The 24,970-nt window shown below is 71.2% G+C and carries 21 protein-coding genes and 1 pseudogene; 15 read left to right on the forward strand and 7 right to left on the reverse strand.

What is annotated here, in order from left to right; all coding sequences use genetic code 11:
* Positions 1-30: 30 nt before the first annotated feature.
* The 4 genes from ABZ919_RS19065 (at position 31) to ABZ919_RS19080 (ending at position 4,465) form a co-directional block, all read left to right on the forward strand.
* A complete protein-coding gene (locus tag ABZ919_RS19065) occupies positions 31-927 on the forward strand; it encodes a TatD family hydrolase (RefSeq protein ID WP_361248851.1) in 897 nt (298 codons plus the stop codon).
* A 133-nt stretch (positions 928-1,060) separates the two neighbouring features.
* Positions 1,061-2,521: a ubiquitin-like domain-containing protein gene (locus ABZ919_RS19070; protein ID WP_361248853.1), complete on the forward strand. Its 1,461-nt coding sequence runs from the start codon at positions 1,061-1,063 to the stop codon at positions 2,519-2,521.
* Positions 2,522-2,681: 160 nt separating this feature from the next.
* Positions 2,682-3,575: a 16S rRNA (adenine(1518)-N(6)/adenine(1519)-N(6))-dimethyltransferase RsmA gene (gene rsmA, locus ABZ919_RS19075; protein ID WP_361248856.1), complete on the forward strand. Its 894-nt coding sequence runs from the start codon at positions 2,682-2,684 to the stop codon at positions 3,573-3,575.
* The gene (locus ABZ919_RS19080) at positions 3,572-4,465 is read left to right on the forward strand and encodes a 4-(cytidine 5'-diphospho)-2-C-methyl-D-erythritol kinase (RefSeq protein WP_361248858.1); all 894 of its coding nucleotides are present in this window, start codon (positions 3,572-3,574) and stop codon (positions 4,463-4,465) included. Before rsmA ends, ABZ919_RS19080 begins: the two co-directional genes overlap by 4 nt.
* 4 nt (positions 4,466-4,469) lie before the next feature.
* On the opposite strand, the pseudogene ABZ919_RS19085 reads toward ABZ919_RS19080, so the two are convergent.
* Positions 4,470-4,547, reverse strand: a pseudogene (locus tag ABZ919_RS19085) (Uma2 family endonuclease); the annotation flags it as partial.
* 196 nt (positions 4,548-4,743) lie between these two features.
* On the opposite strand from ABZ919_RS19085, the gene ABZ919_RS19090 reads away from it, so the two are divergent.
* The 4 genes from ABZ919_RS19090 (at position 4,744) to ABZ919_RS19105 (ending at position 11,359) form a co-directional block, all read left to right on the forward strand.
* Positions 4,744-6,552, forward strand: coding sequence for an ABC-F family ATP-binding cassette domain-containing protein (locus ABZ919_RS19090; protein WP_361248860.1), 1,809 nt, complete (start codon positions 4,744-4,746; stop codon positions 6,550-6,552).
* A 236-nt stretch (positions 6,553-6,788) separates the two neighbouring features.
* Positions 6,789-8,567 carry a PQQ-binding-like beta-propeller repeat protein gene (locus ABZ919_RS19095; RefSeq protein WP_361248863.1) on the forward strand — a complete coding sequence of 593 codons (1,779 nt, stop codon included), beginning with the start codon at positions 6,789-6,791 and terminating at the stop codon, positions 8,565-8,567.
* A gap of 113 nt (positions 8,568-8,680) precedes the next feature.
* Positions 8,681-10,447: a PQQ-binding-like beta-propeller repeat protein gene (locus tag ABZ919_RS19100; protein ID WP_361248866.1), complete on the forward strand. Its 1,767-nt coding sequence runs from the start codon at positions 8,681-8,683 to the stop codon at positions 10,445-10,447.
* A gap of 228 nt (positions 10,448-10,675) precedes the next feature.
* Positions 10,676-11,359: a response regulator transcription factor gene (locus ABZ919_RS19105; RefSeq protein ID WP_361248869.1), complete on the forward strand. Its 684-nt coding sequence runs from the start codon at positions 10,676-10,678 to the stop codon at positions 11,357-11,359.
* 66 nt (positions 11,360-11,425) lie between these two features.
* Here ABZ919_RS19105 and ABZ919_RS19110 read toward each other — a convergent pair whose 3' ends face one another.
* Positions 11,426-11,788 (reverse strand): hypothetical protein, encoded by a 363-nt coding sequence (locus tag ABZ919_RS19110; RefSeq protein WP_361248872.1) that lies wholly within the window; start codon positions 11,786-11,788, stop codon positions 11,426-11,428.
* Between the two features lie 21 nt (positions 11,789-11,809).
* The gene (locus ABZ919_RS19115; protein ID WP_361248874.1) at positions 11,810-13,501 is read right to left on the reverse strand and encodes a sodium:solute symporter family protein; all 1,692 of its coding nucleotides are present in this window, start codon (positions 13,499-13,501) and stop codon (positions 11,810-11,812) included.
* A gap of 179 nt (positions 13,502-13,680) precedes the next feature.
* Between ABZ919_RS19115 and galT the strand changes: the two genes are divergently transcribed.
* Genes galT through galK form a run of 3 tightly spaced genes read left to right on the forward strand, consistent with a single transcriptional unit; the run spans position 13,681 to position 16,855 of the window.
* Positions 13,681-14,742: a galactose-1-phosphate uridylyltransferase gene (galT, locus tag ABZ919_RS19120; protein WP_361248876.1), complete on the forward strand. Its 1,062-nt coding sequence runs from the start codon at positions 13,681-13,683 to the stop codon at positions 14,740-14,742.
* A complete protein-coding gene (galE, locus tag ABZ919_RS19125; RefSeq protein WP_361248879.1) occupies positions 14,739-15,701 on the forward strand; it encodes a UDP-glucose 4-epimerase GalE in 963 nt (320 codons plus the stop codon). Before galT ends, galE begins: the two co-directional genes overlap by 4 nt.
* Entirely contained in the window at positions 15,701-16,855 is a 1,155-nt protein-coding gene (gene galK, locus ABZ919_RS19130) for a galactokinase (protein WP_361248882.1), read from the forward strand. Before galE ends, galK begins: the two co-directional genes overlap by 1 nt.
* 93 nt (positions 16,856-16,948) lie before the next feature.
* On the opposite strand, the gene ABZ919_RS19135 is transcribed toward galK, so the two are convergent.
* Positions 16,949-17,404 carry an N-acetyltransferase gene (locus ABZ919_RS19135; protein WP_361248885.1) on the reverse strand — a complete coding sequence of 152 codons (456 nt, stop codon included), beginning with the start codon at positions 17,402-17,404 and terminating at the stop codon, positions 16,949-16,951.
* Positions 17,405-17,685: 281 nt separating this feature from the next.
* Between ABZ919_RS19135 and ABZ919_RS19140 the strand changes: the two genes are divergently transcribed.
* Positions 17,686-18,459, forward strand: coding sequence for a response regulator transcription factor (locus tag ABZ919_RS19140; protein ID WP_361248887.1), 774 nt, complete (start codon positions 17,686-17,688; stop codon positions 18,457-18,459).
* On the opposite strand, the gene tamR is transcribed toward ABZ919_RS19140, so the two are convergent.
* Positions 18,418-18,915 (reverse strand): MarR family transcriptional regulator TamR, encoded by a 498-nt coding sequence (gene tamR, locus ABZ919_RS19145; protein ID WP_069780386.1) that lies wholly within the window; start codon positions 18,913-18,915, stop codon positions 18,418-18,420. The genes ABZ919_RS19140 and tamR overlap by 42 nt on opposite strands.
* Positions 18,916-19,004: 89 nt before the next feature.
* On the opposite strand from tamR, the gene ABZ919_RS19150 reads away from it, so the two are divergent.
* On the forward strand, positions 19,005-19,817 hold the full coding sequence (locus tag ABZ919_RS19150; protein WP_361248890.1) for a trans-aconitate 2-methyltransferase: 813 nt from the start codon (positions 19,005-19,007) through the stop codon (positions 19,815-19,817).
* Positions 19,818-19,819: 2 nt separating this feature from the next.
* Positions 19,820-20,179, forward strand: coding sequence for a glyoxalase (locus ABZ919_RS19155; RefSeq protein WP_361248893.1), 360 nt, complete (start codon positions 19,820-19,822; stop codon positions 20,177-20,179).
* A 14-nt stretch (positions 20,180-20,193) separates the two neighbouring features.
* Here the strand turns inward: ABZ919_RS19155 and ABZ919_RS19160 are convergent, their stop codons facing one another.
* Together ABZ919_RS19160 and ABZ919_RS19165 are read right to left on the reverse strand one after the other, a co-directional pair.
* Positions 20,194-20,871 (reverse strand): TetR/AcrR family transcriptional regulator, encoded by a 678-nt coding sequence (locus ABZ919_RS19160; protein ID WP_361248895.1) that lies wholly within the window; start codon positions 20,869-20,871, stop codon positions 20,194-20,196.
* Complete coding sequence (locus tag ABZ919_RS19165; protein WP_361248897.1) at positions 20,868-21,875, reverse strand: fatty acid desaturase; 1,008 nt, start codon at positions 21,873-21,875, stop codon at positions 20,868-20,870. The genes ABZ919_RS19160 and ABZ919_RS19165 overlap by 4 nt, the downstream gene beginning before the upstream one ends.
* 302 nt (positions 21,876-22,177) lie before the next feature.
* Here ABZ919_RS19165 and ppc point away from each other — a divergent pair, with 302 nt between their 5' ends.
* Positions 22,178-24,910, forward strand: a complete 2,733-nt coding sequence (gene ppc / locus ABZ919_RS19170; RefSeq protein ID WP_361248900.1) for a phosphoenolpyruvate carboxylase — start codon at positions 22,178-22,180, stop codon at positions 24,908-24,910.
* Positions 24,911-24,970: the final 60 nt, after the last annotated feature.

Here is a 24,970-nt window from a genome sequence, read left to right on the forward strand (position 1 = left end):
GCGGGCATGCCCCTTTCGTAGGATCGGGGCATGTCTTCGAACGCCGGCCACACCTCCAAGGGCGACAAGAACGCCGCACCGCCGCTTCCGCCGCCGCTGCGGGTTCCGGTCGCCGATTCGCACACCCACCTCGACATGCAGTCCGGCACGGTCGAGGAAGGCCTCGCCAAGGCGGCGTCGGTGGGGGTGACGACGGTGGTGCAGGTCGGCTGCGACATCAAGGGCTCGCAGTGGGCCGCGGAGATCGCGGCCGCCCACGACGGCGTCCACGCCGCCGTCGCCCTTCACCCCAACGAAGCCCCGCGGATCGTGCACGGCGACCCCGACGGCTGGTCCCGGCAGGGCGCTCGCGAGCCCGGCGGTGACGCCGCGCTGGACGAGGCCCTCGCCGAGATCGACCGGCTCGCCGGGCTGCCCCAGGTCAAGGGCGTGGGCGAGACCGGGCTCGACCACTTCCGCACCGGCCCGGAGGGCAAGGCGGCACAGGAGCGGTCCTTCCGCGCCCACATCGAGATCGCCAAGCGGCACGGCAAGGCGCTCGTCATCCACGACCGGGAGGCGCACGCCGACGTGCTGCGCGTGCTGAAGGAGGAGGGCGCCCCCGAGCGCACCGTCTTCCACTGCTACTCGGGCGACGCCGCGATGGCGGAGATCTGCGCCCGCGAGGGCTACTACATGTCCTTCGCCGGCAACGTCACCTTCAAGAACGCCCAGAACCTGCGCGACGCCCTCGCCGTCGCCCCGCTGGAGCAGGTCCTCGTGGAGACCGACGCCCCTTTCCTGACCCCGGCGCCCTATCGCGGCCGGCCCAACGCGCCCTACCTCGTACCGGTCACGGTCCGCGCGATGGCCGCCGTGCGCGGGATCGACGAGGACGCGCTGGCGACGGCTCTCGCCGCCAACACCGCCCGCGCCTTCGGCTACTGAGCCCTTCTGTTCGATCACTGGGCGCGTGCTCGACGGGCAGCAGTGCGTAGTCGCGTCGCTTTGGAGAGTGACGATCGCTCCGCTAGGTTCTGGGGGCCCGATCCGGACCCCGGCCCCTCTGGAGCGTGTCGGCGTGAGCAAGTCGCAGTACGAGACGTCCGAGACCTACGAGCCCTACCCGCCGCCCTACGGCCCCGACGCCTCCGTGCACACCGCGGAGACCCTGCCGTACGGGCTGTACCAGGACACCTACCGGCCCGCTTACGAGGCGCAGGCGTACCTCGTCACCGAGCCGGTGCTGCCCCGGCAGGGCGGAAGCGGCGTGCCGGGAGCCGGGAGCGCGCTCGACCGCTCGGCCCCCGTGCGCGGCGGCGGGGCCGCGCCGGGGCACGGGGACCTGGATCCCGGGTGGGACGAAGAGGGGGCCGGTGACACCGCGTGGCCGGCGGGTGCCGGTGGGCGGTCGGCGCGCCGGCGCAGGGCTCGCTGTGCCGAGCGCCCGGAGTCCGCCATGCGCCGTCTGCTGCCGCAGGCGCTGGTCGTGGCCTTCCTCGCCGGCGGCACCACCGCGTTCGTCGCCAAGGACAAGGCGGTCGAGCTGACCGTCGACGGCAAGCAGCGCACCCTGCACACCTTCGCCGACGACGTGCGCGAACTGCTCGCCGAGGAGGGCGTGCACGTCGGCGCGCACGACATGATCGCGCCCGCCCCCGCCACGGCGCTGGCCAGCGGGGACACCGTCGCCGTGCGCTACGGGCGGCCCGTCCGGCTCACCCTGGACGGCCGGCAGCGCGAGGTGTGGACGACGGCGCACACGGTGGCGGGCGCGCTGGACGAGCTGGGGGTGCGCGCGGAGGGCGCCTACCTGTCCACCTCGCGCTCCCAGCCCATCGGACGCACCGGGCTCGCCCTCGACGTGCGCACCGAACGCGCGGTCACGATCATGGCCGACGGCCGGACCCGGACCATCCGCACCAACGCGGCCACCGTCCGGGAAGCCGTCGAGGAGGCCGGCATCGGCCTGCAGGGCCAGGACACCACCTCCGTCCCGCTCGACAGCTTCCCGCGCGACGGGCAGACGGTGACCGTGCTGCGGATCAGCGGCGCCCGGGAGGTCCGCGAGGAGCAGATCCCGTTCGAGACCGAGCGCACCGAGGACCCCTCCCTCCTGCAGGGCACCGAGGTCGTCGCACAGGTCGGAGTGCCCGGACTGCGCCGCGACACCTACCTTCTGCGCATCGTCAACGGGGTCCGGGAGAAGCCGCGCCGGGAGAAGTCCGAGGTCGTGCGCAAGCCGCGCAGGCAGGTGGTGAAGGTGGGCACCAAAGCGCGGCCCACCTCCGGGGCCGGCGCCGACCACCTGAACTGGCACGGCCTCGCCGCCTGTGAGTCCGGCGGCCGCCCGCACGCGGTCGACCCCTCCGGGACGTTCGGCGGGCTCTACCAGTTCGACAGCCGTACCTGGCACAGCCTCGGCGGCAGCGGACGTCCGCAGGACGCCCCGGCGGAGGAACAGACCTTCCGCGCGAAGAAGCTGTACATGAGCCGGGGGACGACACCCTGGCCGGCCTGCGGGTCCCGGCTGCGGGGGTGACGCCGGCCGGGGCGTCGGGGAGCGCCGTCGTGCCGCGGCCGTCCGCCGGGAGCGGGGGAGTCGCGGCCGGTCGCGCAGTTCCCCGCACCCCTGCGGGGCGCTTCCCCGACGCCCGGGCCGCGTGGCAACCCGGCCCGGCGGACCCCCGTACCCTTGTCCCGTGAGCAGCCCCACCCCCGAAGCCCTCCTCGGCCCGGCCGACATCCGCGAGCTCGCGGCCGCGCTCGGTGTCCGCCCCACCAAGCAGCGCGGCCAGAACTTCGTGATCGACGCCAACACGGTCCGCCGGATCGTCCGCACCGCCGAGGTCCGCCCCGACGACGTGGTCGTCGAGGTCGGCCCGGGTCTCGGGTCCCTCACGCTCGCGCTGCTGGAGGTCGCCGACCGGGTCATCGCCGTCGAGATCGACGACGTCCTCGCCGCGGCCCTCCCGGCGACGGTCGCCGCGCGCATGCCGGCGCGCGCCGACCGGTTCGCGCTCGTCCATTCCGACGCGATGCACGTCACGGAGCTGCCCGGCCCCCCACCGACGGCGCTGGTGGCGAACCTCCCCTACAACGTCGCCGTCCCCGTGCTGCTGCACATGCTGGCCACGTTCCCGACCATCGAGCGCACCCTCGTCATGGTGCAGTCCGAGGTCGCCGACCGGCTGGCCGCCGCGCCCGGCTCGAAGGTGTACGGGGTGCCGTCGGTGAAGGCCAACTGGTACGCCGAGGTGAAGCGGGCCGGGGCGATCGGCCGCAACGTCTTCTGGCCCGCGCCGAACGTCGACAGCGGGCTGGTCTCCCTCGTCCGGCGGACGGAGCCGATCAAGACGACGGCCTCCAAGAAGGAGGTCTTCGCGGTCGTCGACGCAGCGTTCGCACAGCGCCGCAAGACCCTGCGGGCGGCCCTCGCCGGCTGGGCGGGCTCCCCGGCCGCCGCCGAGGCCGCCCTGGTCGCGGCCGGTGTCTCGCCGCAGGCGCGGGGCGAGTCGCTGACGGTGGAGGAGTTCGCGCGGATCGCCGAGCACAAGGACGCGCGGCCCACGGAGCACGAGGAGAGCGGCAAGTGAGCGTCACGGTACGGGTGCCGGCCAAGGTCAACGTCCAGCTGGCGGTCGGCGCGGTCCGCCCCGACGGCTTCCACGACCTGGCCAACGTCTTCCTCGCCGTCGGCCTGTACGACGAGGTGACGGTGACCCCCGCGGACGAGCTCCGCGTCACCTGCGAGGGCCCGGACGCCGCAGGGGTCCCCCTGGACCGCACGAACCTCGCCGCGCGCGCCGCGATCGCGCTCGCCGGGCGCCGGGGCATCGAACCGAACGTCCACATCCACATCGCCAAGGACATCCCGGTCGCCGGCGGCATGGCGGGCGGCAGCGCGGACGGCGCGGGCGCGTTGCTGGCCTGCAACACGCTGTGGGGCACGGCTGCCTCACGGGCCGAGCTTCTCGCCATCTGCGCCGAGCTGGGCAGTGATGTGCCGTTCAGCCTGGTGGGCGGGGCCGCGCTCGGCGTCGGACGGGGAGAGCAGCTGACGGTCCTGGAGACCGGCGGCACCTTCCACTGGGTGTTCGCGATGGCCGGGCGCGGGCTGTCGACCCCGGCGGTGTTCCGGGAGTTCGACCGGCTGGCGGAGGGACGGGAGATTCCCGGGCCGGTGGCTTCGGCGGACCTGCTGGACGCGCTGGCGAAGGGCGACGCGGAGGGGCTGGCCGCGGCCGTGTCCAACGATCTTCAGCCTGCTGCCCTGGCCCTGTTCCCGGAGCTGGCGGAGACGCTGGAGGCGGGTCGCGGAGCGGGCGCGCTCGCCGCGCTGGTGTCCGGGTCCGGTCCTACGACGGCGTTCCTGGCGCGGGATGCCGAGGCGGCGGAGAAGGTGGCGGGGGCCCTGCGGGCATCCGGCACGTGCAGGGCGGTACGCACTGCGGTGGGGCCGGTGGCGGGGGCGACGGTGGTCTGAGGGCCAGGCTCCCGTCGATCAGCTCGGTGTGCGGCGGGAGATCCGGCAGTGTCAGCAGGTCATCGACGGTGTAGCCGTCCATCGGGGGGCTGTCATGGTTCCTCCGATGGGCAAGATCCTGGCGCCTGCTCTCCGACCGTAGCGGCGTGTCCCGATCACGTCATCACAAAGAGTGACAACCCCCTCGCGCCCCGCTCGTCACCCCCGAGGCCCTACGCTAGAAGGCTGACCCCCGCGGCTGAGCCGCATGTCGACACAGCCCCGCGCACAGGAGTGAAATGGCCGTCAACCTGGTCAATGTCGAGAACGTCAGCAAGGTCTACGGCACCCGTGCCCTGCTGGACGGCGTCTCACTCGGCGTGTCGGAGGGTGACCGGATCGGCGTGGTGGGTCGCAACGGCGACGGCAAGACCACCCTCATCCGGATGCTCGCCAAGCTGGAGGAGGCCGACACCGGCCGGATCACGCACTCCGGCGGGCTGCGGATCGGCGTGCTCACGCAGCACGACTCCCTCGATCCCGCCGCCACCGTCCGCCACGAGGTCATCGGCGACATGGCCGACCACGAGTGGGCCGGCAACGCCAAGGTCAGGGACGTGCTGACCGGGCTGTTCGGGGGGCTGGACCTGCCGGGCTTCCCGAAGGGGCTCGACACCGTCATCGGACCGCTCTCCGGTGGCGAGCGGCGCCGTATCGCCCTCGCCAAGCTCCTCATCGAGGAGCAGGACCTGCTCGTCCTGGACGAGCCCACCAACCACCTCGACGTCGAGGGCATCGCCTGGCTCGCCCGGCACCTGCAGGACCGCCGCTCGGCGCTGGTCTGCGTGACCCACGACCGGTGGTTCCTGGACCAGGTCTGCACCCGCATGTGGGACGTGCAGCGCGGCGACGTCTACGAGTACGAGGGCGGCTACTCGGACTACGTGTTCGCCCGTGCCGAGCGCGAGCGGATCGCCGCCACCGAGGAGGCCAAGCGGCAGAACCTGATCCGCAAGGAGCTGGCCTGGCTGCGGCGCGGGGCGCCCGCGCGGACGTCCAAGCCGCGTTTCCGGGTCGAGGCCGCCAACGAGCTGATCGCGGACGTGCCGCCGCCCCGGGACAGCAGCGAGCTGATGAAGTTCGCCTCCTCGCGGCTCGGCAAGACCGTCTTCGACCTGGAAGACGTCACCGTGCAGGCCGGGCCGAAGGTGCTGCTGAAGCACGTCACCTGGCAGCTGGGCCCGGGCGACCGGATCGGTCTCGTCGGCGTGAACGGCGCCGGCAAGACCTCGCTGCTGCGTGCCATGGCCGCCGCCGCCCGCAGCGAGGGCGAGGAGCAGCCGGCCGACGGCCGCGTCGTCGTCGGCAGGACCGTCAAGCTCGCCTACCTCTCCCAGGAGGTCGCCGAGCTGAACCCGAACACCCGGGTCCTGGAAGCCGTCCAGCAGGTGCGCGAGCGCGTCGACCTCGGCAAGGGGCGCGAGATGACCGCCGGGCAGCTGTGCGAGACGTTCGGCTTCGGCAAGGAGAAGCAGTGGACGCCGGTGGGGGACCTCTCCGGCGGTGAGCGCCGCCGGCTCCAGCTCCTGCGCCTCCTCATGGACGAGCCCAACGTCCTCTTCCTGGACGAGCCCACCAACGACCTCGACATCGAGACCCTCACGCAGCTGGAGGACGTCCTCGACGGCTGGCCCGGTTCGATGATCGTCATCTCCCACGACCGGTTCTTCGTCGAGCGCACGACGGACCGCGTCTTCGCCCTCCTCGGCGACGGCGCCCTGCGGATGCTGCCGCGCGGCATCGACGAGTACCTGGAGCGGCGCCGGCGCATGGAGGAGGCGGTCGCCGCGCAGACCGCCGCTGCGGCGCCCAGGCCCGCCGCGGCGGAGAAGAGCGCCGCCGACCAGCGCGCCGCCAAGAAGGAACTCCAGAAGATCGAGCGCCAGTTGGACAAGATCTCCGAGAAGGAGTCCAAGCTGCACGCCCAGATCGCCGACAACGCCACCGACTTCGCCAAGGTCGCCGACCTGGACGCCCAGTTGCGCGATCTGGCCGGGGAGCGCGACGAGTTGGAGCTGCGCTGGCTGGAACTGGCCGAGGACGCCTGACCGTTCACGCCCGACGCCCAGGGGGGCGCGTGCGCCGCGTGAAGGGGGCGTGAAGGCGCGTAACGGCGGTATCACGGCGGGGTCGTCCCTTGGGAACAGCGGTGGACACGGGCCCCGTTGCGGTCAGAGCCGGGTGATAGAAAGGGCCGTCTGAGAACTGTCTGAGTAACGACCCAGGTTCCGTCAAGAACCTCAGGGCGTGGCTAAAAATCAGTGAACGAGGGGGAAGAGCGCTGATGACTCAGCCGCCCAACCAGCCGCCGCAGGGTGGCTTCGGAGCGCCGCCGAACCAGCCACCGCAGGGTGGCGGTTTCGGTGCCCCGCAGACGCCACCGGCTCAGGGCGGTTTCGGCGCCCCGCCGGGAGCCCCGGGCGTCCCCCCGGGCGCTCCCGGCGTACCTCCCACGCCCCCGCCGCCGGCCCAGCCGCCCGCCGTCCCGCCGCAGCCCGGCTACGGCTACCGCCAGCAGCCGGGCCCGTACGGCACCCCGGGCCCCTACGGCTATCCGCAGCAGCCAGGTCCTTACGGTGCGGCGCCTCAGCCCGGTTTCGGCCACCCGCAGCAGCCGCCGTACCCGGGCGCTCCCGGTGCCGTTCCCGGTGGCCGGCCCAAGGCGAAGCCCGCGCTGGTCATCGGTGCCGCGGTGGCCGCGCTGCTGGTCATCGGCGGCACGGTGTACGCGGTCACCAGCGGTGGCGGCGGCAAGAAGCCCGTCGCCCAGCAGAGCGACGACCCCAAGCACTCCGCCTCCGCCTCGCCGAGCGCGTCGAGCGGCGGCGGTGACGATCCGGAGAACCTCAACGACGGCCGGAAACCGGGCGAGGCGAAGGTGCTCTGGTACCAGTCGGCTCCGGACGCCCCCGGCGCCGGTGCGGACGCCCCGGGCATGTGGGTCACCGGCAAGGCCGTGGTGAAGGCGGCGTACAAGCAGGTCTTCGCCTACGGCGTCGGCGACGGCAAGCCCGCCTGGAGCCCGGTCACCTTCCCGCAGAAGGTCTGCGCGGTCACCCCGCAGAAGTCGGCCGACGACAAGGTCGTCGTGGCGTACATGAGCGGCAGCGGTGACAAGGCCGAGTGCAACCAGCTGCAGCAGATCGACCTGGACACCGGCCGGAAGGGCTGGGGCGGCAAGATCTCCGACGGCGCGCTGTTCGACAACACGGTCCAGATCAACCTGGCCATCAGCGGCAGGACCCTGGTGGTGGGCCGCGCGGCGTCCGGCGCGGCGTACGACCTCCAGAGCGGCAAGAAGCTGTACGACAAGGGGAAGTACGGCGCCAACTGCTATCCGGTCGCGTACGCGGGTGGCGCCGGCCGGCTGATCCAGGCGTCCTCCTGCGCGGCGTACCAGCCCAACCAGCACGACGAGATCCAGGAACTGGACCCGGCCACCGGCAAGGTCAAGTGGACCCAGCCGGTCAAGAAGGGCTGGCAGGTGACCAGGGTGTACTCCGTGGACCCGCTCGTGGTGTACCTGACCAACCAGGACAAGAAGGCCTGGAACATCTCCACGTTCACCAAGGACGGCAAGTTCCGCTCCGAGGTGAAGGTCGACGAGAAGTTCGCCCCCCACTGCGGCTGGACGTTCATCGACCGGGATCTGCAGGGCTGTCAGGGCGTCGCGGCCGACGCCGACACGCTGTACCTGCCGACGGACAGGACGAGCAGCGCCAACGAGATCGTCGCCGTCAGCCTCACCACCGGCAAGGCCAAGTGGCGGGCCAAGTCCCCGGCCGACGAGCCGATGTACCCGATGAAGGTCGAGGGCGGCAAGCTCGTCGCGTATGTGCAGCCGTCGTACGACGCGGGCGGCCAGGTGGTGTCGATCCCGGTCACCGGTTCCTCCCACCGGACCACCAGGCTGCTGCAGAACCCGCAGGGCACGGCCGAGATCGAGGAAACGTTCTACGACGCGGTCGTCGACTGGGCCGACGGGCGGTTCTTCATCTCCGCCGGACGGCTGTCCGGCAGCGACCAGTCGAGGGAGAAACTGATCATGGCCTTCGGCGACTGAGCCGCCGTACCGGCCTCCCTCTTCCCACCGAAGTCCTTCGCCAGCCCCTTCGCCAGCCCTTCGCCAACCCTTCGCCGTCCGGCCTTCCAGGCCTCACCGAGGTACCCGACGTCATGACCCAGCCGCCCCCTCCGCCGCCCAACCAGCCTCCGCAGCAGGGTGGTTTCGGCCCCCCGAGCCCGCAGCAGCCCCCGCAGCCTCCGCAGCCGCAGCCCGGCTACGGCTACCCGCAGCCCGCCCCCGCCCCGCAGCCGCCCCAGCCCGGTTACGGCTACCCCGGTCCACAGCAGAACCCGTACGCCGGGCAGACCCCGGCCTACGGACAGCCGCCCGCCGCGCCCTACGGCGCCCCGCCGCAGAACCCCTACGCGCAGCCCGCACAGCCGGGTTACGGCTATCCCGGCCCGCCGCCGACCGTTCCGATGCAGCCGCAGCCGGGGCAGAGCGGTGGCGGGCGCAACAACACCGTGCTGTTCATCGTCGTCGCCGCGGTCGTCGCCGTCGCGCTCATCGTGGGCGGTGGCATCTGGTACGCCCACTCCTCCGGGAGCGGCGGCAAGAAGCACGAGACCGCGTCCTCCAGCGGCGGCACGGGCGGCGAGACCGGCGGCGGCACCGGAAGCACGGGCGGCGGCAAGGAGAAGGTGCCGGCCGATCCCTCGGCCAAGGTGCTGTTCCAGGTGCCCATGCCCACCACGGACGACACCGTCAGAACCATAGGTTCCTGGCTGACCGAGAAGGTGTACGCCAAGACCGGCGTCGCCGAGGTCGTCGGCCACGACCCGGTCAAGGGCACCGAGCTGTGGACGCTCAAGCTGCCCGGCCCGGTCTGCTCGGCCAGCGCGCACGCCACCGCGGACGACAGGACCGCGATCACCTACCAGCCGAAGTGGGACACGAAGAAGACCATCGCGGGCTGCACCCAGATCGCGGCGATCGACCTCGACTCGGGGAAGAAGCTCTGGACGAAGACGGTCAAGTCCGGTGACTACCCGGTCGACTACGAGAACGTGACGATCGCTCAGCGCACCGTCGCGGTCGGCGACACCAGCGGTGGTGCCGCCTTCGACCTCGACTCCGGCAAGCCGCTGTGGCTGCCGAAGCAGGGCGACGACTGCTACGACGCCGGTTACGGCGGCGGCGCCGAGCTGGTCGCGGTCCGACACTGCGGAGACGTGGACAACGAGCGGCTGCTCATCCAGAGCCTCGACCCGAAGACCGGGAAGGTGCTCTCCGAGTACCGGATGGACCCGGGCATCGACTACGCGTCCATCGTCTCCACCGACCCGCTGGTGGTGGCCGCGAAGGCCGGCGCGGACAGCGAGGCCCTGGACTACTTCTCCATCGACGGCAAGACCGGCAAGCTGCTCGCCCACATCTCCGCGCCGAGCGACACCTACGACGGCAAGTGCGACAGCACCCGTACCGAGGACTGCAAGCAGGTCGTCGTCGGAGGCGGCAAGCTCTATCTGCCGACCACGGATCACGACGGCAAGGGCGACTTCAGCCGGACCAACGAGATCGTCTCCTTCGACCTGAACACCGGCAAGCCGACCGGCCAGCGCGCCGAGGCCGGGGACGGGTACACGCTCTCCCCGCTGCGCATGGACGGCTCGAACCTGCTCGCCTACAAGCGGCCGCCGTACGACAAGGGCGGTCAGATCGTCAGCATCGACGGCAGCTCGTTCAAGCAGACCAAGCTGCTGGAGAACCCCTCGACGCAGAGCGCCCGGCAGGCGGAGGGCAACATGCTGCCGGACTACGCGGAGATCCTCTTCGGGCACGGCCGCCTGTACATGTCGGAGGTCTTCGCCGACAAGAAGGGCACGTCGTCGGACGGCAAGCAGTACCTGGCGCTGGCCTTCGGCCCCAGGGGCTGACGACTGCGGCGACGCCGTCGGCAGGTCTCGCCCGAATGGGTGACTTACCAAGAAGTGCCCCGGATTTCATCGATCCGGGGCACTTCTCATCAAGAGGGGCAGCGCGACGTCGAACAAGCGTGTAGCTTCCGGGGGCATGAAGGGCGAGGTGCCGGGGGGCCCTCTGTCCTTGCGGACCGGTGGGCGTCCATAGTGGGGCATCCATGGGGGGACTGGGGGGTTGCTCTGATGGGAGTGCGGCTCATGGTCGTCGACGACCATCGCCTGCTCGCGGAGGCGTTGGCGTCGGCGCTCAAGCTGCGCGGGCACCGGGTGCTCGCCGCGGCGGCGCCGGCCGCGGGCGCGGCGGACCTGGTGATCGCGCGGGCGCCGGAGGTGTGCCTGCTGGGCACGGCGGCGCCGGCCGAACCGGGCGTGTTCGACCCGGTGGTAAAGATCAAGCGGGAGCGGCCGCAGGTCGCGGTGCTGGTGCTCGGCCCGGTGCCGTCGCCGCGCGGGATCGCCGCGGCGTTCGCCGCGGGCGCGTCGGGCTACGTGCGCCATGACGAGCGGATCGAGGGCGTCGAGCGGGCGATCATGAAGGCGCGGTCGGGGGAGGCCGCGGTGGCGCCGCAGTTGCTGCAGGGGGCGTTCGGGGAGCTGCTCAATCCGGCGGCTCAGCCCGATGACGAGGCCCAGCGGCTGCTGTCGGTGCTGACGCCGAGGGAGGTGGAGGTGCTGGTCAGGGTCGCCGACGGGGAGGACACCCGGCTGATCGCCGCAGGGATGGGGATCGCCCCGAGCACGGCCCGCACCCATGTCCAGCGGGTGCTGATGAAGCTGGGCGTGGGGTCCCGCCTGGAGGCGGCGGCCCTGGCCGCGCGCACGGGGCTGCTGGACCGGGCGGGGCCGTTGAACACAGGTCCGGAGTAGGCGCGCTCGAAGGGCGCGGGGAACTGCGCGACCAGCCCCCACGCGCCCGCGGACGGCAACGGCGGGTTACTCCCCCTGCCTGTCCCCCTGCCGGTCCTCCGGCAAGCCCTCCGGAGGAAGCGGCGGAGGAGAGGGCCGCAGCCGCAGCCAGACCAGGAAGAAGACGCCCAGCAGGAGCATGCCGATCCCGGTCCAGAGGTTGATGTTGACGCCCTGGGCCTTGGCGATGGCGGCCTGGGAGTCGGTGATGCCGGTGATCGTGACGATGACGCCGTACAGCACGAACAGGCCGCCGATGATGCGGCGCAGGTCGAAGATGCGGGCCGCGGTCGCGGACTTGCCCTCCAGCTCGGTGACTTCCCGCTGGACGTCGTCCTCGCTGTAGTGGAAGCCCTGGCGGGGGCGGTCGGAGTGCGAGTTGTCGCTCATGGTTTCCTCGGTCCTTCCGCGTCAGAGCGAGAACGGGATGTAGCAGGCGGCGGCCAGCACGACCGCGCCCCAGCCCAGCAGGGTCGGCTTGCGGTACCAGGCGTCGTCGCCCGGCGCGGGCGGTTCGGCCATGCCGGGGGAGCGGGTGCCGTAGACCAGACCCTGCAGCTCCTGAGCCGGCTTCGGCCGGGTGAACAGGGACACGGCGACCATCACGACCGCGCCGGCGACGAAGCCCGCGATCGCGGAGACGAAGTTGGCGCCCTGGTCGGAGGGGATGGAGATGATCCCCTTCTTGTAGAACACGAAGTAGTTGACCATCGCGGTCACGGTGCCCGCGAGCAGGCCCCAGAAGCCGGACTTGGCGGACGCGCGCTTCCAGAACATGCCGACGATGAACACCACGAACATCGGCACGTTGAAGAACGAGAACAGCGTCTGCAGGTAGGCCATGATGTTCGAGAACGAGGACGCCAGGAAGGCCGTGCCGATCGAGGCCAGGACACCCACCGCGGTGATCAGGCGGCCGAACCTGACGTAGTACGAGTCCTCCCGGCCCCGTACCACGTACTTCGCCCAGATGTCGTTCGTGAAGACCGTGTTGAAGGACGACACGTTCGCCGCCATGCCCGCCATGAAGGCCGCCAGCAGACCGGTGACCGCGATGCCGAGCACGCCGTTGGGCAGCAGCTCCTGCATCAGGAAGGGGATGGCGTCGTTGTACTGGTAGCCGGAGCCGGCGGTGCCGAACTTCGGGATGAGCGCGGCGGCGACCAGGCCGGGGATCATCACCAGGAAGACGATGAAGATCTTCGGGTACGCCGCGATGAGCGGGGTGCGCTGACCGGCGGAGAGGTTCTTCGCGGACAGGGCGCGCTGCACCTCGGCGAAGTTGGTCGTCCAGTAGCCGAAGGAGAGCACGAAGCCGAGGCCGAGGACGATGGTCAGCCAGTTGGCGCCGAGCGGGTTGACGCTGCCGATGCCGGTGCCGCCCCAGGCGGTGGTGAAGTTGTGGCCGTGGGTGGCGGTGAGCTTGTCGGTCAGGCCGTTCCAGCCGCCGACCTTCCTCAGGCCGAGGACGGTGATCGGGATGAGGGCGGCCAGGATCACGAAGAACTGCAGCACCTCGTTGTAGATCGCCGAGGACAGTCCGCCGAGCGTGATGTACGCGAGGACGAAGGCGCCGGCGACGACGATGGCGACCCATTGCGGCCAGCCGAGCAGGGCCTCGACGACGATCGCGAGGGCGTAGAGGTTGACCCCCGCGATCAGGATGGCGGCGAACGCGAACAGGATCGAACTGAGCAGGTGGGCGGCCCGGTCGAAGCGCAGCAGCAGGAACTCGGGGACCGAGCGGACCTTGCTGCCGTAGTAGAAGGGCATCATCACCAGCCCCAGGAAGACCATGGCGGGGATGGCGCCGATCCAGTACCAGTGCACGGTGTAGGCGCCGTACTGGGCGCTGTTCGCGGCCATGCCCAGGATCTCGGTGGCCGCCAGGTTCGCCGAGATGAAGGCGAGGCCGGTGATCCAGGCGGGCAGCGAGCGTCCGGAGAGAAAGAAGTCGAGGCTGGTCTTCACCGAGCGGCGGGCCGCGAAGCCGATGCCCAGCACGACGACGAAGTAGATCGCGAGGATCGTGTAGTCCAGCCAGTTGGTGGGGAGCCGTAGCGCCGCCGCCAGAAACACGGGACTGTTTGTGGGGGTTTGCATGAGTACTCGCTTCGTTGCGCGAACTGATCCAAGCGGAACCTACGCCGCCGTGTTCAGTAATTGAACACTTCGAGTGGTGTTCTTTGTTTGATTGTGATCGACCGAGGTGTTGTCGGGTTGTGGTCTGTTATGTTTGATTGTGTTGAGTGATTGGGTGCGGGACGTAGAGGAGTCCGGCGTTGAAGAAGACCTCGACACGGCTGGCCGACGGTCGTGAGCTCATCTACTACGACCTGCGGGACGACACCGTGCGCGACGCCGTCGACCGTCGGCCGCTGGACCGCACGGTCACCACCTCCGAGATCCGGCGCGACGCGCTGCTCGGCGACTCGGTCGCCGTCGCCTCCCACCGCCAGGGCCGCACCTACCATCCGCCGGCCGACGAGTGCCCCCTGTGCCCCACCCGGGGCGCCCGGCTCAGCGAGATCCCCGACTCCTCCTACGACGTCGTCGTCTTCGAGAACCGCTTCCCCTCCCTCGCCGGCGACTCCGGCCGCTGCGAGGTCGTCTGCTTCACCTCCGACCACGACGCCTCCTTCGCCGATCTGGACGCCGAGCAGGCGCGCCTGGTGCTGGACGCGTGGACGGACCGCACCTCGGAGCTGTCGCATCTGCCCTCCGTCGAGCAGGTGTTCTGTTTCGAGAACCGCGGTGCCGAGATCGGAGTGACTCTCGGCCACCCGCACGGACAGATCTACGCCTACCCCTTCACCACGCCGCGCACCGCGCTGATGCTCCGCTCGCTCGCCGCCCACAAGGACGCGACCGGCGGGGAGAACCTCTTCGACGCCGTCCTGGAGCGGGAACTCGCCGACGGGCGGGTCGTCCTTGAGGGTGAACACTGGGTGGCCTTCGTGCCGTACGCGGCGCACTGGCCGTACGAGGTCCACCTGTACCCCAGGCGCCGCGTGCCCGACCTGCTCGCGCTCGACGAGGCCGCGCGCACAGAGTTCCCCCAGGTGTATCTGGAACTCTTGAGGCGGTTCGACCGGATCTTCGGCGAGGGTGAGCCTCCGACGCCGTACATCGCGGCCTGGCACCAGGCCCCGTTCGGCACGCTGGAGGAGTTCGACGGTGTCACGCGGGACGACTTCGGGCTCCACCTCGAGCTTTTCACCATCCGCCGCACTTCCGGCAAGCTGAAGTTTCTCGCGGGTTCCGAGTCCGGCATGAGTGTGTTCATCAACGACGTGCCGCCGGAACGCGCGGCCGAGCGACTGCGAGAGGTAGCGAGTTCATGAAGTACCTGGTGACGGGTGGCGCGGGTTACGTCGGCGGTGTCGTGGCCCAGCATCTGCTGGAGGCCGGCCACGAGGTCACCGTCCTCGACAACCTCTCCACCGGCTTCCGCGAGGGCGTCCCGGCCGGCGCCGCGTTCGTCGAGGGCGACATCCGCGACGCCGCCAAGTGGCTCGACCCCTCCTACGACGGCGTGCTGCACTTCGCCGCGGCCTCCCAGGTCGGCGAGTCGGTGGTGAAGCCGGAGAAGTACTGGGACAACAACGTCGCCGGCTCCCTGGCGCTGCTCGGCGCGATGCGCGAGGCGGGCGTCCGCAAGCTCGTCTTCTCCTCCACGGCGGCGACCTACGGCGAGCCGGAGCAGGTCCCGATCCTCGAGACCGCCCCGACGAAGCCGACCAACCCCTACGGTGCCACCAAGCTGGCCGTCGACCACATGATCACCAGCGAGGCGAACGCGCACGGCCTGGCCGCGGTCTCCCTGCGCTACTTCAATGTGGCCGGCGCCTACGGCGCGTACGGCGAGCGCCACGACCCCGAGTCGCACCTCATCCCGCTGGTTCTCCAGGTCGCCCAGGGCCGCCGCGAGGCGATCTCCGTCTACGGCGACGACTACCCCACCCCGGACGGCACCTGCGTCCGCGACTACATCCACGTCGCCGACCTGGCCGAGGCGCACCTGCTGGCCCTGACGGCCGCGAAACCCGGCGAGCACCTGATCTGCAACCTCGGCAACGGCAACGGCTTCTCCGTCCGCCAGGTCGTCGAGACCGTCCGCCAGGTCACCGGGCACCCGATCCCCGAGGTGGTCGCCCCGCGCCGTGGTGGCGACCCCGCGGTCCTGGTCGCCTCGGCGGACACGGCCCGCGAGAAGCTGGGCTGGAACCCGACCCGCGCGGATCTCGCGGGTATCGTCGCGGACGCGTGGGAGTTCGCGCAGAACATCTCCAGGGAGCACTAGTGGGGGCACAGCAGGTCGCGGAGCGGTTCACGGAGCTGTACGGCGCGCAGCCGGAGGGTGTGTGGGCGGCGCCCGGCCGGGTCAATCTGATCGGCGAGCACACCGACTACAACGACGGCTTCGTGATGCCGTTCGCGCTGCCGCAGCAGGCGGTCGCGGCGGTCTCCCGCCGGCGGGACGGCGTGCTGCGCCTGCACTCGGCGGACATCGAGGGCGGTGTCGCGGAACTGCGGCCGGACGCCCTGGAGCCCGGGAGCGACGGGAGCTGGACGGCGTACCCGGCGGGCGTGGTCTGGGCGCTGCGCGAGGCGGGCCATGAGATCACCGGCGCGGACGTCCACCTGTCCTCCACGGTTCCGACGGGCGCGGGCCTGTCCTCGTCCGCCGCGCTGGAGGTGGTCGTCGCGCTCGCGCTCGACGACCTGTACGGGCTCGGCCTCCCGCGCTGGAAGCTGGCCCGGCTGTGCCAGCGCGCCGAGAACGTCTACGTCGGCGCGCCGACCGGGATCATGGACCAGACCGCGTCGGCCTGCTGCGAGCAGGGCCACGCCCTCTTCCTGGACACCCGCGACCTGTCCCAGCGGCAGATCCCCTTCGACGCGGCGGCCGAGGGACTGCGCCTGCTGGTGGTCGACACCCAGGTCAAGCACGCGCACAGCGGCGGTGAGTACGGCAAGCGCCGGGCCGGCTGCGAGAAGGGCGCGGCCCTGCTCGGCGTCGACGCCCTGCGGGACATCCCGTACGGCGGCCTGGACGCGGCCCTCGCCCGCCTGGGCGACGAGGAGGAGGTCGTCCGACTGGTCCGGCACGTGGTGACGGAGGACCACCGGGTCGAGCGGGTCGTCGGCCTGCTCCGCGCCGGTGAGACCCGTGCGATCGGCCCCGTCCTCACCGAGGGCCACGCCTCCCTGCGCGACGACTTCCGCGTCTCCTGCCCGGAGCTGGACCTGGTCGTCGACACCGCCCTCGCCGCCGGCGCCCTCGGTGCGCGGATGACCGGCGGCGGCTTCGGCGGCTCGGCGATCGTCCTGGCGGAGGCGACGGACGTCGACACCCTCACCAAGGCCGTCGAGGAGGCCTTCGCGACGGCGGGTTTCGCGGCCCCACGGGTCTTCGAGGCGGTGCCGTCGGCGGGTGCCGGCCGACTGGTCTGACGCCCGCCCCGCCCAGCCACGCCACTGAGCAGCGGCCCCGTGCACCTTCGACGGGCACGGGGCCGGCGGCGTCCCCGGGCTCCGTGCCCGGCCTCAGCCGAGCCGCTTGGTGAGGGTGAACTCCGTGACTCCCGGCGGGTAGTCCGGGATGACGCCCACCACCTCGTAACCCTGCTTCCTGTAGAACTCCGGGGCCTGGAAGTCCCAGGTCTCCAGGCGGGCCGCGGTGCAGCCGCGGTCGGTGCGGGCGATGCGTTCCGCCCGTGCCAGCAGGCGCGAGCCGAGGCCCGCTGCGCGGTGGGCGGCGTCGACCCAGAGGTAGGTGACGTGCAGCCAAGTGGTCCAGGTGTGGCCGACCAGGCCGCCCACCAGGTCGCCGGAGGGGGCCATGGCCCACACGTGGAGAGGGACGTCGCGTTCTCCGGGGGTGCCGCGCAGGGCCGCCAGTACCGGGGACGCCGCCGTGTTGGTCTCCCGCAACCGTGAGCGAAGCAGATCACGTCGGTCTTTGTCGACTTCCGCCTCAATACGAAACATGCGCCACACCATAAACGTGCAGGACGGTCAGTTCTGCAAATCTCCTTCCGCTGCGTGCTCCCATCCGTACTCTGAGAAACAGCGCCGGTGGGGGCCGGTGCTGATCAGGGGGCGAGACAGGCGGGTACGGCGCCCGCGGTGGGGGTAGCAGTCTCCGCGACGGCGGCGGCCGTGCGGCGCGCGTCCTTTCCGCAGGTGTCGTACCCGTGCGGGTCGTCGTTCTCCGGGCCTTCCGGGCCTTTCCGGACCTTGGTTGTCCCCTGCTCCGCGCGGAGCCTGGGGAAGGGGGTTTCGTGGTTCGTATCCGAGTCCTGGTCGTCGACGACCACCGCATCTTCGCCGAGTCGCTCGCCGCCGCCCTGGCCGCCGAGCCGGACGTCGACGTCTCCGCCGCCGGCAGCGGCCCCGCGGCGCTGCGCTGCCTGGAGCGGGCGGCCGGTGAGGGCCGCCGCTTCGACGTGCTCCTGGTCGACGCCGACCTGGGCGGCCATGCGCCCGGCACCCGTCCCGCCGTGCCCGTGCCGGTGCAGGAGGGCAACGAGGAGGGGCTGGTCGACGGGATCTCGCTCGTCGCCGGGGTCCGCACCGCCCAGCCCGGCGTGCGAATCGTCGTGCTCGCCGAGAAGGACGATCCCCGGCGGGCGGCGCTCGCGCTGCAGGCCGGGGCCTGCGGGTGGGTCGCCAAGGACTGCTCGCTGTCGCGGCTGCTGACGGTGATCCGGGGGGTGCTGCGCGACGAGACCCATCTGCCGCCCGCCCTGCTCACCGGCGTGCTCAGGGAGCTGACCGCCGCCCGCCGGCACCGCACGGAGAGCGAGCGGCTGGTGGAGTCCCTCACGCCCAGGGAGCGAGAGGTGCTGCGCTGCATGGTCGCCGGGCTCGGCCGCAAGGCCGTTGCCGAGCGGCTGTTCCTGTCCCCGCACACCGTGCGCACCCACATGCAGAACGTCCTCGGCAAGCTGGGCGTCCACTCGACGCTGGCCGCCGTCGCACTCGCACGCCGGGCGGGGGTCGGACCGGCCGACCTAGCCGGGGATGTTGTCGAACGGGGCGGTCAGCTGGCGTAGCAGGCCGGCGAGTTCCGCACGCTGGGCGCGCGACAGCTCGGCCAGGATCGCCCGCTCCTGCTCCAGCAGCCCGGCCAGTGCCTGGTCGGCGCGGTCCCGGCCGGTGTCCGTCAGCCGGACCAGCACCCCACGCCGGTCGCTCGGGTCGGGCAGCCGCTCCACCAGGCCCTTCTTGGCCAGCCGGTCGATGCGGTTGGTCATCGTGCCCGAGGTGACCAGGGTCTGTGTCAGCAACTGGCCGGGGGAGAGCTGGTACGGCGTGCCCGCGCGCCGCAGCGCAGTCAGCACGTCGAACTCCCACGGCTCCAGCTGGTGCTCGGCGAAGGCGAGCCGGCGCGCACGGTCCAGATGCCGGGCGAGTCGGCTCACCCGGCTGAGCACTTCCAGCGGCTCCACGTCGAGGTCCGGACGTTCCCGGCGCCACGCTGCGACCAGCCGATCGACCTCGTCCTCCATGGAGATCAGTGTAGTGGTTGTGTCGACGTGAAGTCTCTTGATGTCGAGTCTCTTGACATCGAGAGAAGTTGCCGGGAAGAGTGGACGGCATGACGAAACCCCTCTGGGATCCAGCCCAGTACCTGCGGCACGCCGGTCACCGGGCCCGTCCCTTCGCCGACCTCCTCGCCCGCGTCCCCGCCCTGCCCACGCAGGCGCCCCGCATCGCCGACCTCGGCTGCGGCCCGGGCAACGTCACCGCGCTGCTCACCGAACGCTGGCCCGCCGCCCACGTCACCGGCTTCGACAACTCGCCCGAGATGCTCGACGAGGCCCACACCGAGCACGAGGGCCCCACCGCCGGGGGCGGCCGGCTGGACTTCGCCCACGCCGACGCCCGCACCTGGACACCCGCCGAGCCGTACGACCTGATCCTCTCCAACGCCACGCTCCAGTGGGTGCCGGGGCACGCCGACCGCTTCGCGGACTGGATCAGCGGCCTCAGGCCCGGCGGCACCCTCGCCTTCCAGGTGCCCGACAACATCGACGCCCCGCTGCACGCCCTGATGCGCGACCTCGCCGCCGCACCCCGCTGGAAATCCCGCCTCGCCGGCGTCCTGCGCCACAACGGCTCCGTGCACGCCCCCGGCGCCTATCTGGACCGCCTCGCCCGCCTCGGCTGCACGGCCGACGTGTGGCAGACGACGTACTTCCACGTCCTCGAGGGCGAGGACCCGGTACTGGACTGGGTGAAGGGAACCGGTCTCAGGCCCGCCCTGACCGCGCTCGCCGACGACCCCGAGGCACGGGACGCGTTCCTCGCCGAGTACCGGGACCTGCTGCGCGAGGCCTACCCCAGCGCGCCGTACGGCACGGTCCTGCCCTTCCGCCGGCTGTTCGCCGTCGCCGTGAAGGAGGCCTGAGCGTGCTCACCGCGGTCGATCATGTGCAGCTGGCGGCCCCGCCCGGGACGGAGGACGCGCTGCGGGCGTACTACGTCGACGTCCTCGCAATGACGGAGATCCCCAAGCCCCCGGCGCTCGCGGCGCGCGGGGGGTGCTGGTTCCAGGCCGGCTCCGTCCAGCTCCACCTGGGCATCGAGGAGGACTTCAGGCCCGCGAAGAAGGCCCACCCGGGCCTCACGGTCACGCGGATCAAGGCCTTCGCGGCCCGGCTCGCCGCGAAGGGAGCCAGGGTGACCTGGGACGACAACCTCCCCGGCCACCTGCGCTTCTACTCGGAGGACCCCGTCGGCAACCGGCTGGAGTTCCTCCAGCCCCGGTGACCGGGGCCCCCGGGCTACGCCTTGCGGTGCCCTATCAGCCGCGGCTTCTGCTCCAGCCCGTCCAGCCCGTGCCACGCCAGGTTCACCAGGTGCGCCGCGACCTCCGCCTTCTTCGGACGGCGCACGTCCAGCCACCACTGGCCGGTCAGGGCCACCATGCCGACCAGCGCCTGCGCGTACAGCGGGGCCAGCTTCGGGTCGAAGCCGCGGGACTTGAACTCGCGGCCCAGGATGTCCTCCACCTGGGTGGCGATGTCGGAGATGAGAGAGGCGAAGGACCCGGTGGACTGGGGGATGGGGGAGTCACGGACCAGGATGCGGAAGCCGTCCGTGCACTCCTCGATGTAGTCCAGCAGCGCGAACGCGGCCTGCTCGCACAGCTCACGCGGATGCCCGGCCGTCAGCGAGCTGGTCACCATGTCCAGCAGCCGCCGCATCTCGCGGTCGACCACCACCGCGTACAGGCCCTCCTTGCCGCCGAAGTGCTCGTACACCACCGGCTTGGACACCCCGGCCTTCGCCGCGATCTCCTCCACCGAGGTGCCCTCGAAACCCTTCGCCGCGAAGAGGGTGCGACCGATCTCCAGCAGCTGCTGGCGGCGCTCCGCACCGGTCATACGGGTCCGGCGGGTCCGCCGCGGTTTGTCGTTGCTGGAGGTGCTGCTGGAGTCGGTCGCCACGGCGTCAATCATGCCGCCTTAACGGTCTCCTTCCGGCGCCGAGAACCGCCATCCCCGGTGTTCCGGCGCGAATCGATACGTGAGCGTGACGGCCAGCGCACGTCGTACGCCCAGCCGAGCAGCTCGAAGATGCGGATGAACCGCGCCGAGGAGTCGATCTGGCCGCGCATCACACCGTGCCGCGCCGAGGTCGGGTCGGCGTGGTGCAGGTTGTGCCACGACTCACCGCACGACAGCACCGCGAGCCACCACACGTTGCCCGAACGGTCCCGCGACTTGAACGGCCGCTTGCCCACCGCGTGACAGATCGAGTTGATCGACCACGTCACATGGTGCAGCAACGCCACCCGTACGAGTGAACCCCAGAAGAACGCGGTGAACGCGCCCCACCAGGACATCGTCACCAGAGCGCCGATCACAGGCGGCAGCGCGAGGGAGAGGGCCGTCCAGTAGACGAACTGGCGGGAGATCGCCCGGATCGCCGGGTCCTTGACCAGATCCGGTGCGTACTTGTCCTGCGGCGTCTGCTCCTCGTCGAACATCCAGGCGATGTGCGCCCACCACAGGCCCTTGATCAGCGCCGGAACCGTCTCGCCGAACCGCCACGGGGAGTGCGGGTCGCCCTCCGCGTCGGAGAACTTGTGGTGCCTGCGGTGATCGGCCACCCAGCGCACCAGGGGGCCCTCGACCGCCAGCGACCCCATGATCGCCAGCGCGATCCGCAGGGGCCGCTTGGCCTTGAACGAACCATGGGTGAAGTACCGGTGGAAACCGATCGTGATGCCGTGGCACCCCAGGAAGTAGAAGAACACCAGCAGGCCCAGATCGAGCCAGCTCACCCCCCAGCCCCAGGCCAGCGGCACCGCCGCCACGAGCGCCAGGAACGGCACGGTGATGAACAGGAGCAGCGTGATCTGCTCGATCGAACGCTTCTGCTCGCCACCCAGCGTGGCGGACGGGATCAGACCGTCGTCGGCCTTACGGGCTTCTTCGATCACATCGGAACTTGAGGTCATACGCGTCCCCTGTGGGGTCGAGGGTCGAGGCAGGTGCCGGGCCGCCGGGACCGAGCGGGACTCGACGGTACTTCCCTACGGTTCCGTAACCTACGGCGTCGTAAGTATGGCAGCGTGTCGAGCGGCGGCAAGAGCCCCAGAGCCTGCGCGTCCCCATCGACACCTATCCTTGAACTCGGTCGGACAGCGCGGTCCGCTGAAGTTTCCTTCCCGGACGCTCAGGCCCGTATGCGGCTCCCGCCGCGTGGCAGCCGCCCGGGTTCCCTCCCAGACGAGCTTCAACACTGCAAGGAGCCGCACCTGTGAGCAGTGCCGACGACCAGACCACCACGACCGGCAGCGAGCTGCGCGCCGACATCCGCCGGCTGGGTGATCTCCTGGGCGAGACCCTCGTACGGCAGGAAGGCCCAGAACTCCTCGACCTGGTCGAGAAGGTCCGCCGCCTCACCCGCGAGGACGGCGAGGCCGCCGCCGAGCTGCTGCGTGGCATCGAACTGGAGACAGCGGCCAAGCTGGTCCGCGCCTTCTCCACCTACTTCCACCTCGCCAACGTCACCGAACAGGTGCACCGCGGCCGGGAACTGCGCGCCCGGCGCGCCGCCGAGGGCGGCCTCCTCGCCCGCACGGCCGACCGCCTGAAGGACGCCGACCCCGAACACCTGAGGCAGACCGTCCAGAACCTCAACGTCCGCCCGGTCTTCACCGCACACCCCACCGAGGCCGCGCGCCGGTCGGTCCTCAACAAGCTCCGGCGCATCGCCGCGCTCCTGGAGACCCCCGTCCAGGGCTCGGACCGCCGCCGCCACGACGTCCGCCTCGCCGAGAACATCGACCTCGTGTGGCAGACCGACGAACTGCGCGTCGTCCGCCCCGAGCCCGCCGACGAGGCCCGCAACGCCATCTACTACCTCGACGAGCTGCACGCCGACGCCGTCGGCGACGTCCTCGAGGACCTGACCGCGGAACTGGAACGCGTCGGCGTCAACCTCCCCGACGAAACCCGCCCCCTCACCTTCGGCACCTGGATCGGCGGCGACCGCGACGGCAACCCCAACGTCACCCCCCAGGTCACCTGGGACGTCCTCATCCTCCAGCACGAACACGGCATCAACGACGCCCTGGAGATGATCGACGAGCTGCGCGGACTGCTCTCCAACTCCATCCGCTACACCGGCGCCACACCGGAGCTGCTGGAATCCCTCGAGCGGGACCTCGAACTCCTCCCCGAGATCAGCCCCCGCTACAAGCGCCTCAACGCCGAGGAGCCCTACCGGCTCAAGGCCACCTGCATCCGGCAGAAGCTGGAGAACACCAAGCAGCGCCTCGCCAAGGGCACCCCCCACGAAGAGGGCCGCGACTACCTCGGCACCAGCGAGATGCTCAAGGACCTGCGGATCATCCAGGTCTCCCTGCGCGAGCACCGCGGCGGCCTGCTCGCCGACGGCCGCCTGGCCCGCACCATCCGCACCCTGGCCGCCTTCGGCCTCCAGCTCGCCACCATGGACGTCCGCGAACACGCCGACGCCCACCACCACGCCCTCGGCCAGCTCTTCGACCGCCTCGGCGAGGAGTCCTGGCGCTACGCCGACATGCCCCGCGAGTACCGCACCAAGCTCCTCGCCAAGGAACTGAGGTCCAGAAGGCCGCTCGCCCCGACCCCGGCTCCCGTCGACGCGGCCGGCGCCAAGACCCTCGGCGTCTTCGAGACCGTCAAGAAGGCCCTGGAGGTCTTCGGCCCCGAGGTCGTCGAGTCCTACATCATCTCCATGTGTCAGGGCGCCGACGACGTCTTCGCCGCCGCCGTCCTCGCCCGCGAGGCCGGCCTCGTCGACCTCCACGCCGGCTGGGCCAGGATCGGCATCGTGCCGCTGCTGGAGACCACGGACGAGCTGAAGGCCGCCGACACCATCCTGGAGGACATGCTCTCCGACCCGTCCTACCGGCGCCTGGTCGCACTGCGCGGCGACGTCCAGGAGGTCATGCTCGGCTACTCCGACTCCTCGAAGTTCGGCGGCATCACCACCAGCCAGTGGGAGATCCACCGCGCCCAGCGCCGGCTGCGCGACGTCGCCCACCGCTACGGCGTCCGCCTGCGTCTCTTCCACGGCCGCGGCGGCACCGTCGGCCGCGGCGGCGGCCCTTCCCACGACGCGATCCTCGCCCAGCCCTGGGGCACCCTGGAAGGCGAGATCAAGGTCACCGAGCAGGGCGAGGTCATCTCCGACAAGTACCTCATCCCCTCCCTCGCCCGGGAGAACCTGGAACTGACCGTCGCCGCCACCCTGCAGGCCTCCGCCCTGCACACGGCGCCCCGCCAGTCCGACGAGGCCCTCGCCCGCTGGGACGCCGCCATGGACGTCGTCTCCGACGCCGCCCACGCCGCCTACCGTCGGCTCGTCGAGGACCCCGACCTGCCGACGTACTTCCTCGCCTCCACGCCCGTGGACCAGCTCGCCGAGCTGCACCTGGGCTCGCGGCCCTCCCGCCGCCCCGGCTCGGGCGTCTCGCTCGACGGCCTGCGCGCCATTCCGTGGGTGTTCGGCTGGACCCAGTCCCGGCAGATCGTGCCCGGCTGGTTCGGTGTCGGCTCCGGCCTCAAGGCGCTGCGGGAAACCGGTCTGGACACCGTGCTCGGCGAGATGCACGAACAGTGGCACTTCTTCCGCAACTTCATCTCCAACGTCGAGATGACCCTCGCCAAGACCGACCTCAGAATCGCCCAGCACTACGTCGACACCCTCGTCCCCGACGAGCTGAAGCACGTCTTCGACACCATCAGGGCGGAACACGAGCTGACCGTCCGCGAGGTGCTCCGCATCACCGGTGAGCAGGAACTGCTGGACGCCCAGCCCGTCCTGAAGCAGACCTTCGCCATCCGCGACGCCTACCTGGACCCCATCTCCTACCTCCAGGTCACCCTGCTCAAGCGCCAGCGCGACGCCGCGGCCGCGGGCACCGACCCCGACCCGCTGCTCTCCCGCGCCCTGCTCCTCACCGTCAACGGTGTGGCAGCCGGCCTGCGCAACACCGGCTGACGCCCACACCACACAAGAGGGTGCCCCCGGGGTCGTACGACGCCGGGGGCACCGCCCTTT

Origin of the sequence: Streptomyces sp. NPDC046759 (assembly GCF_040645475.1) — a bacterium.
Lineage (GTDB): Bacteria > Actinomycetota > Actinomycetes > Streptomycetales > Streptomycetaceae > Streptomyces.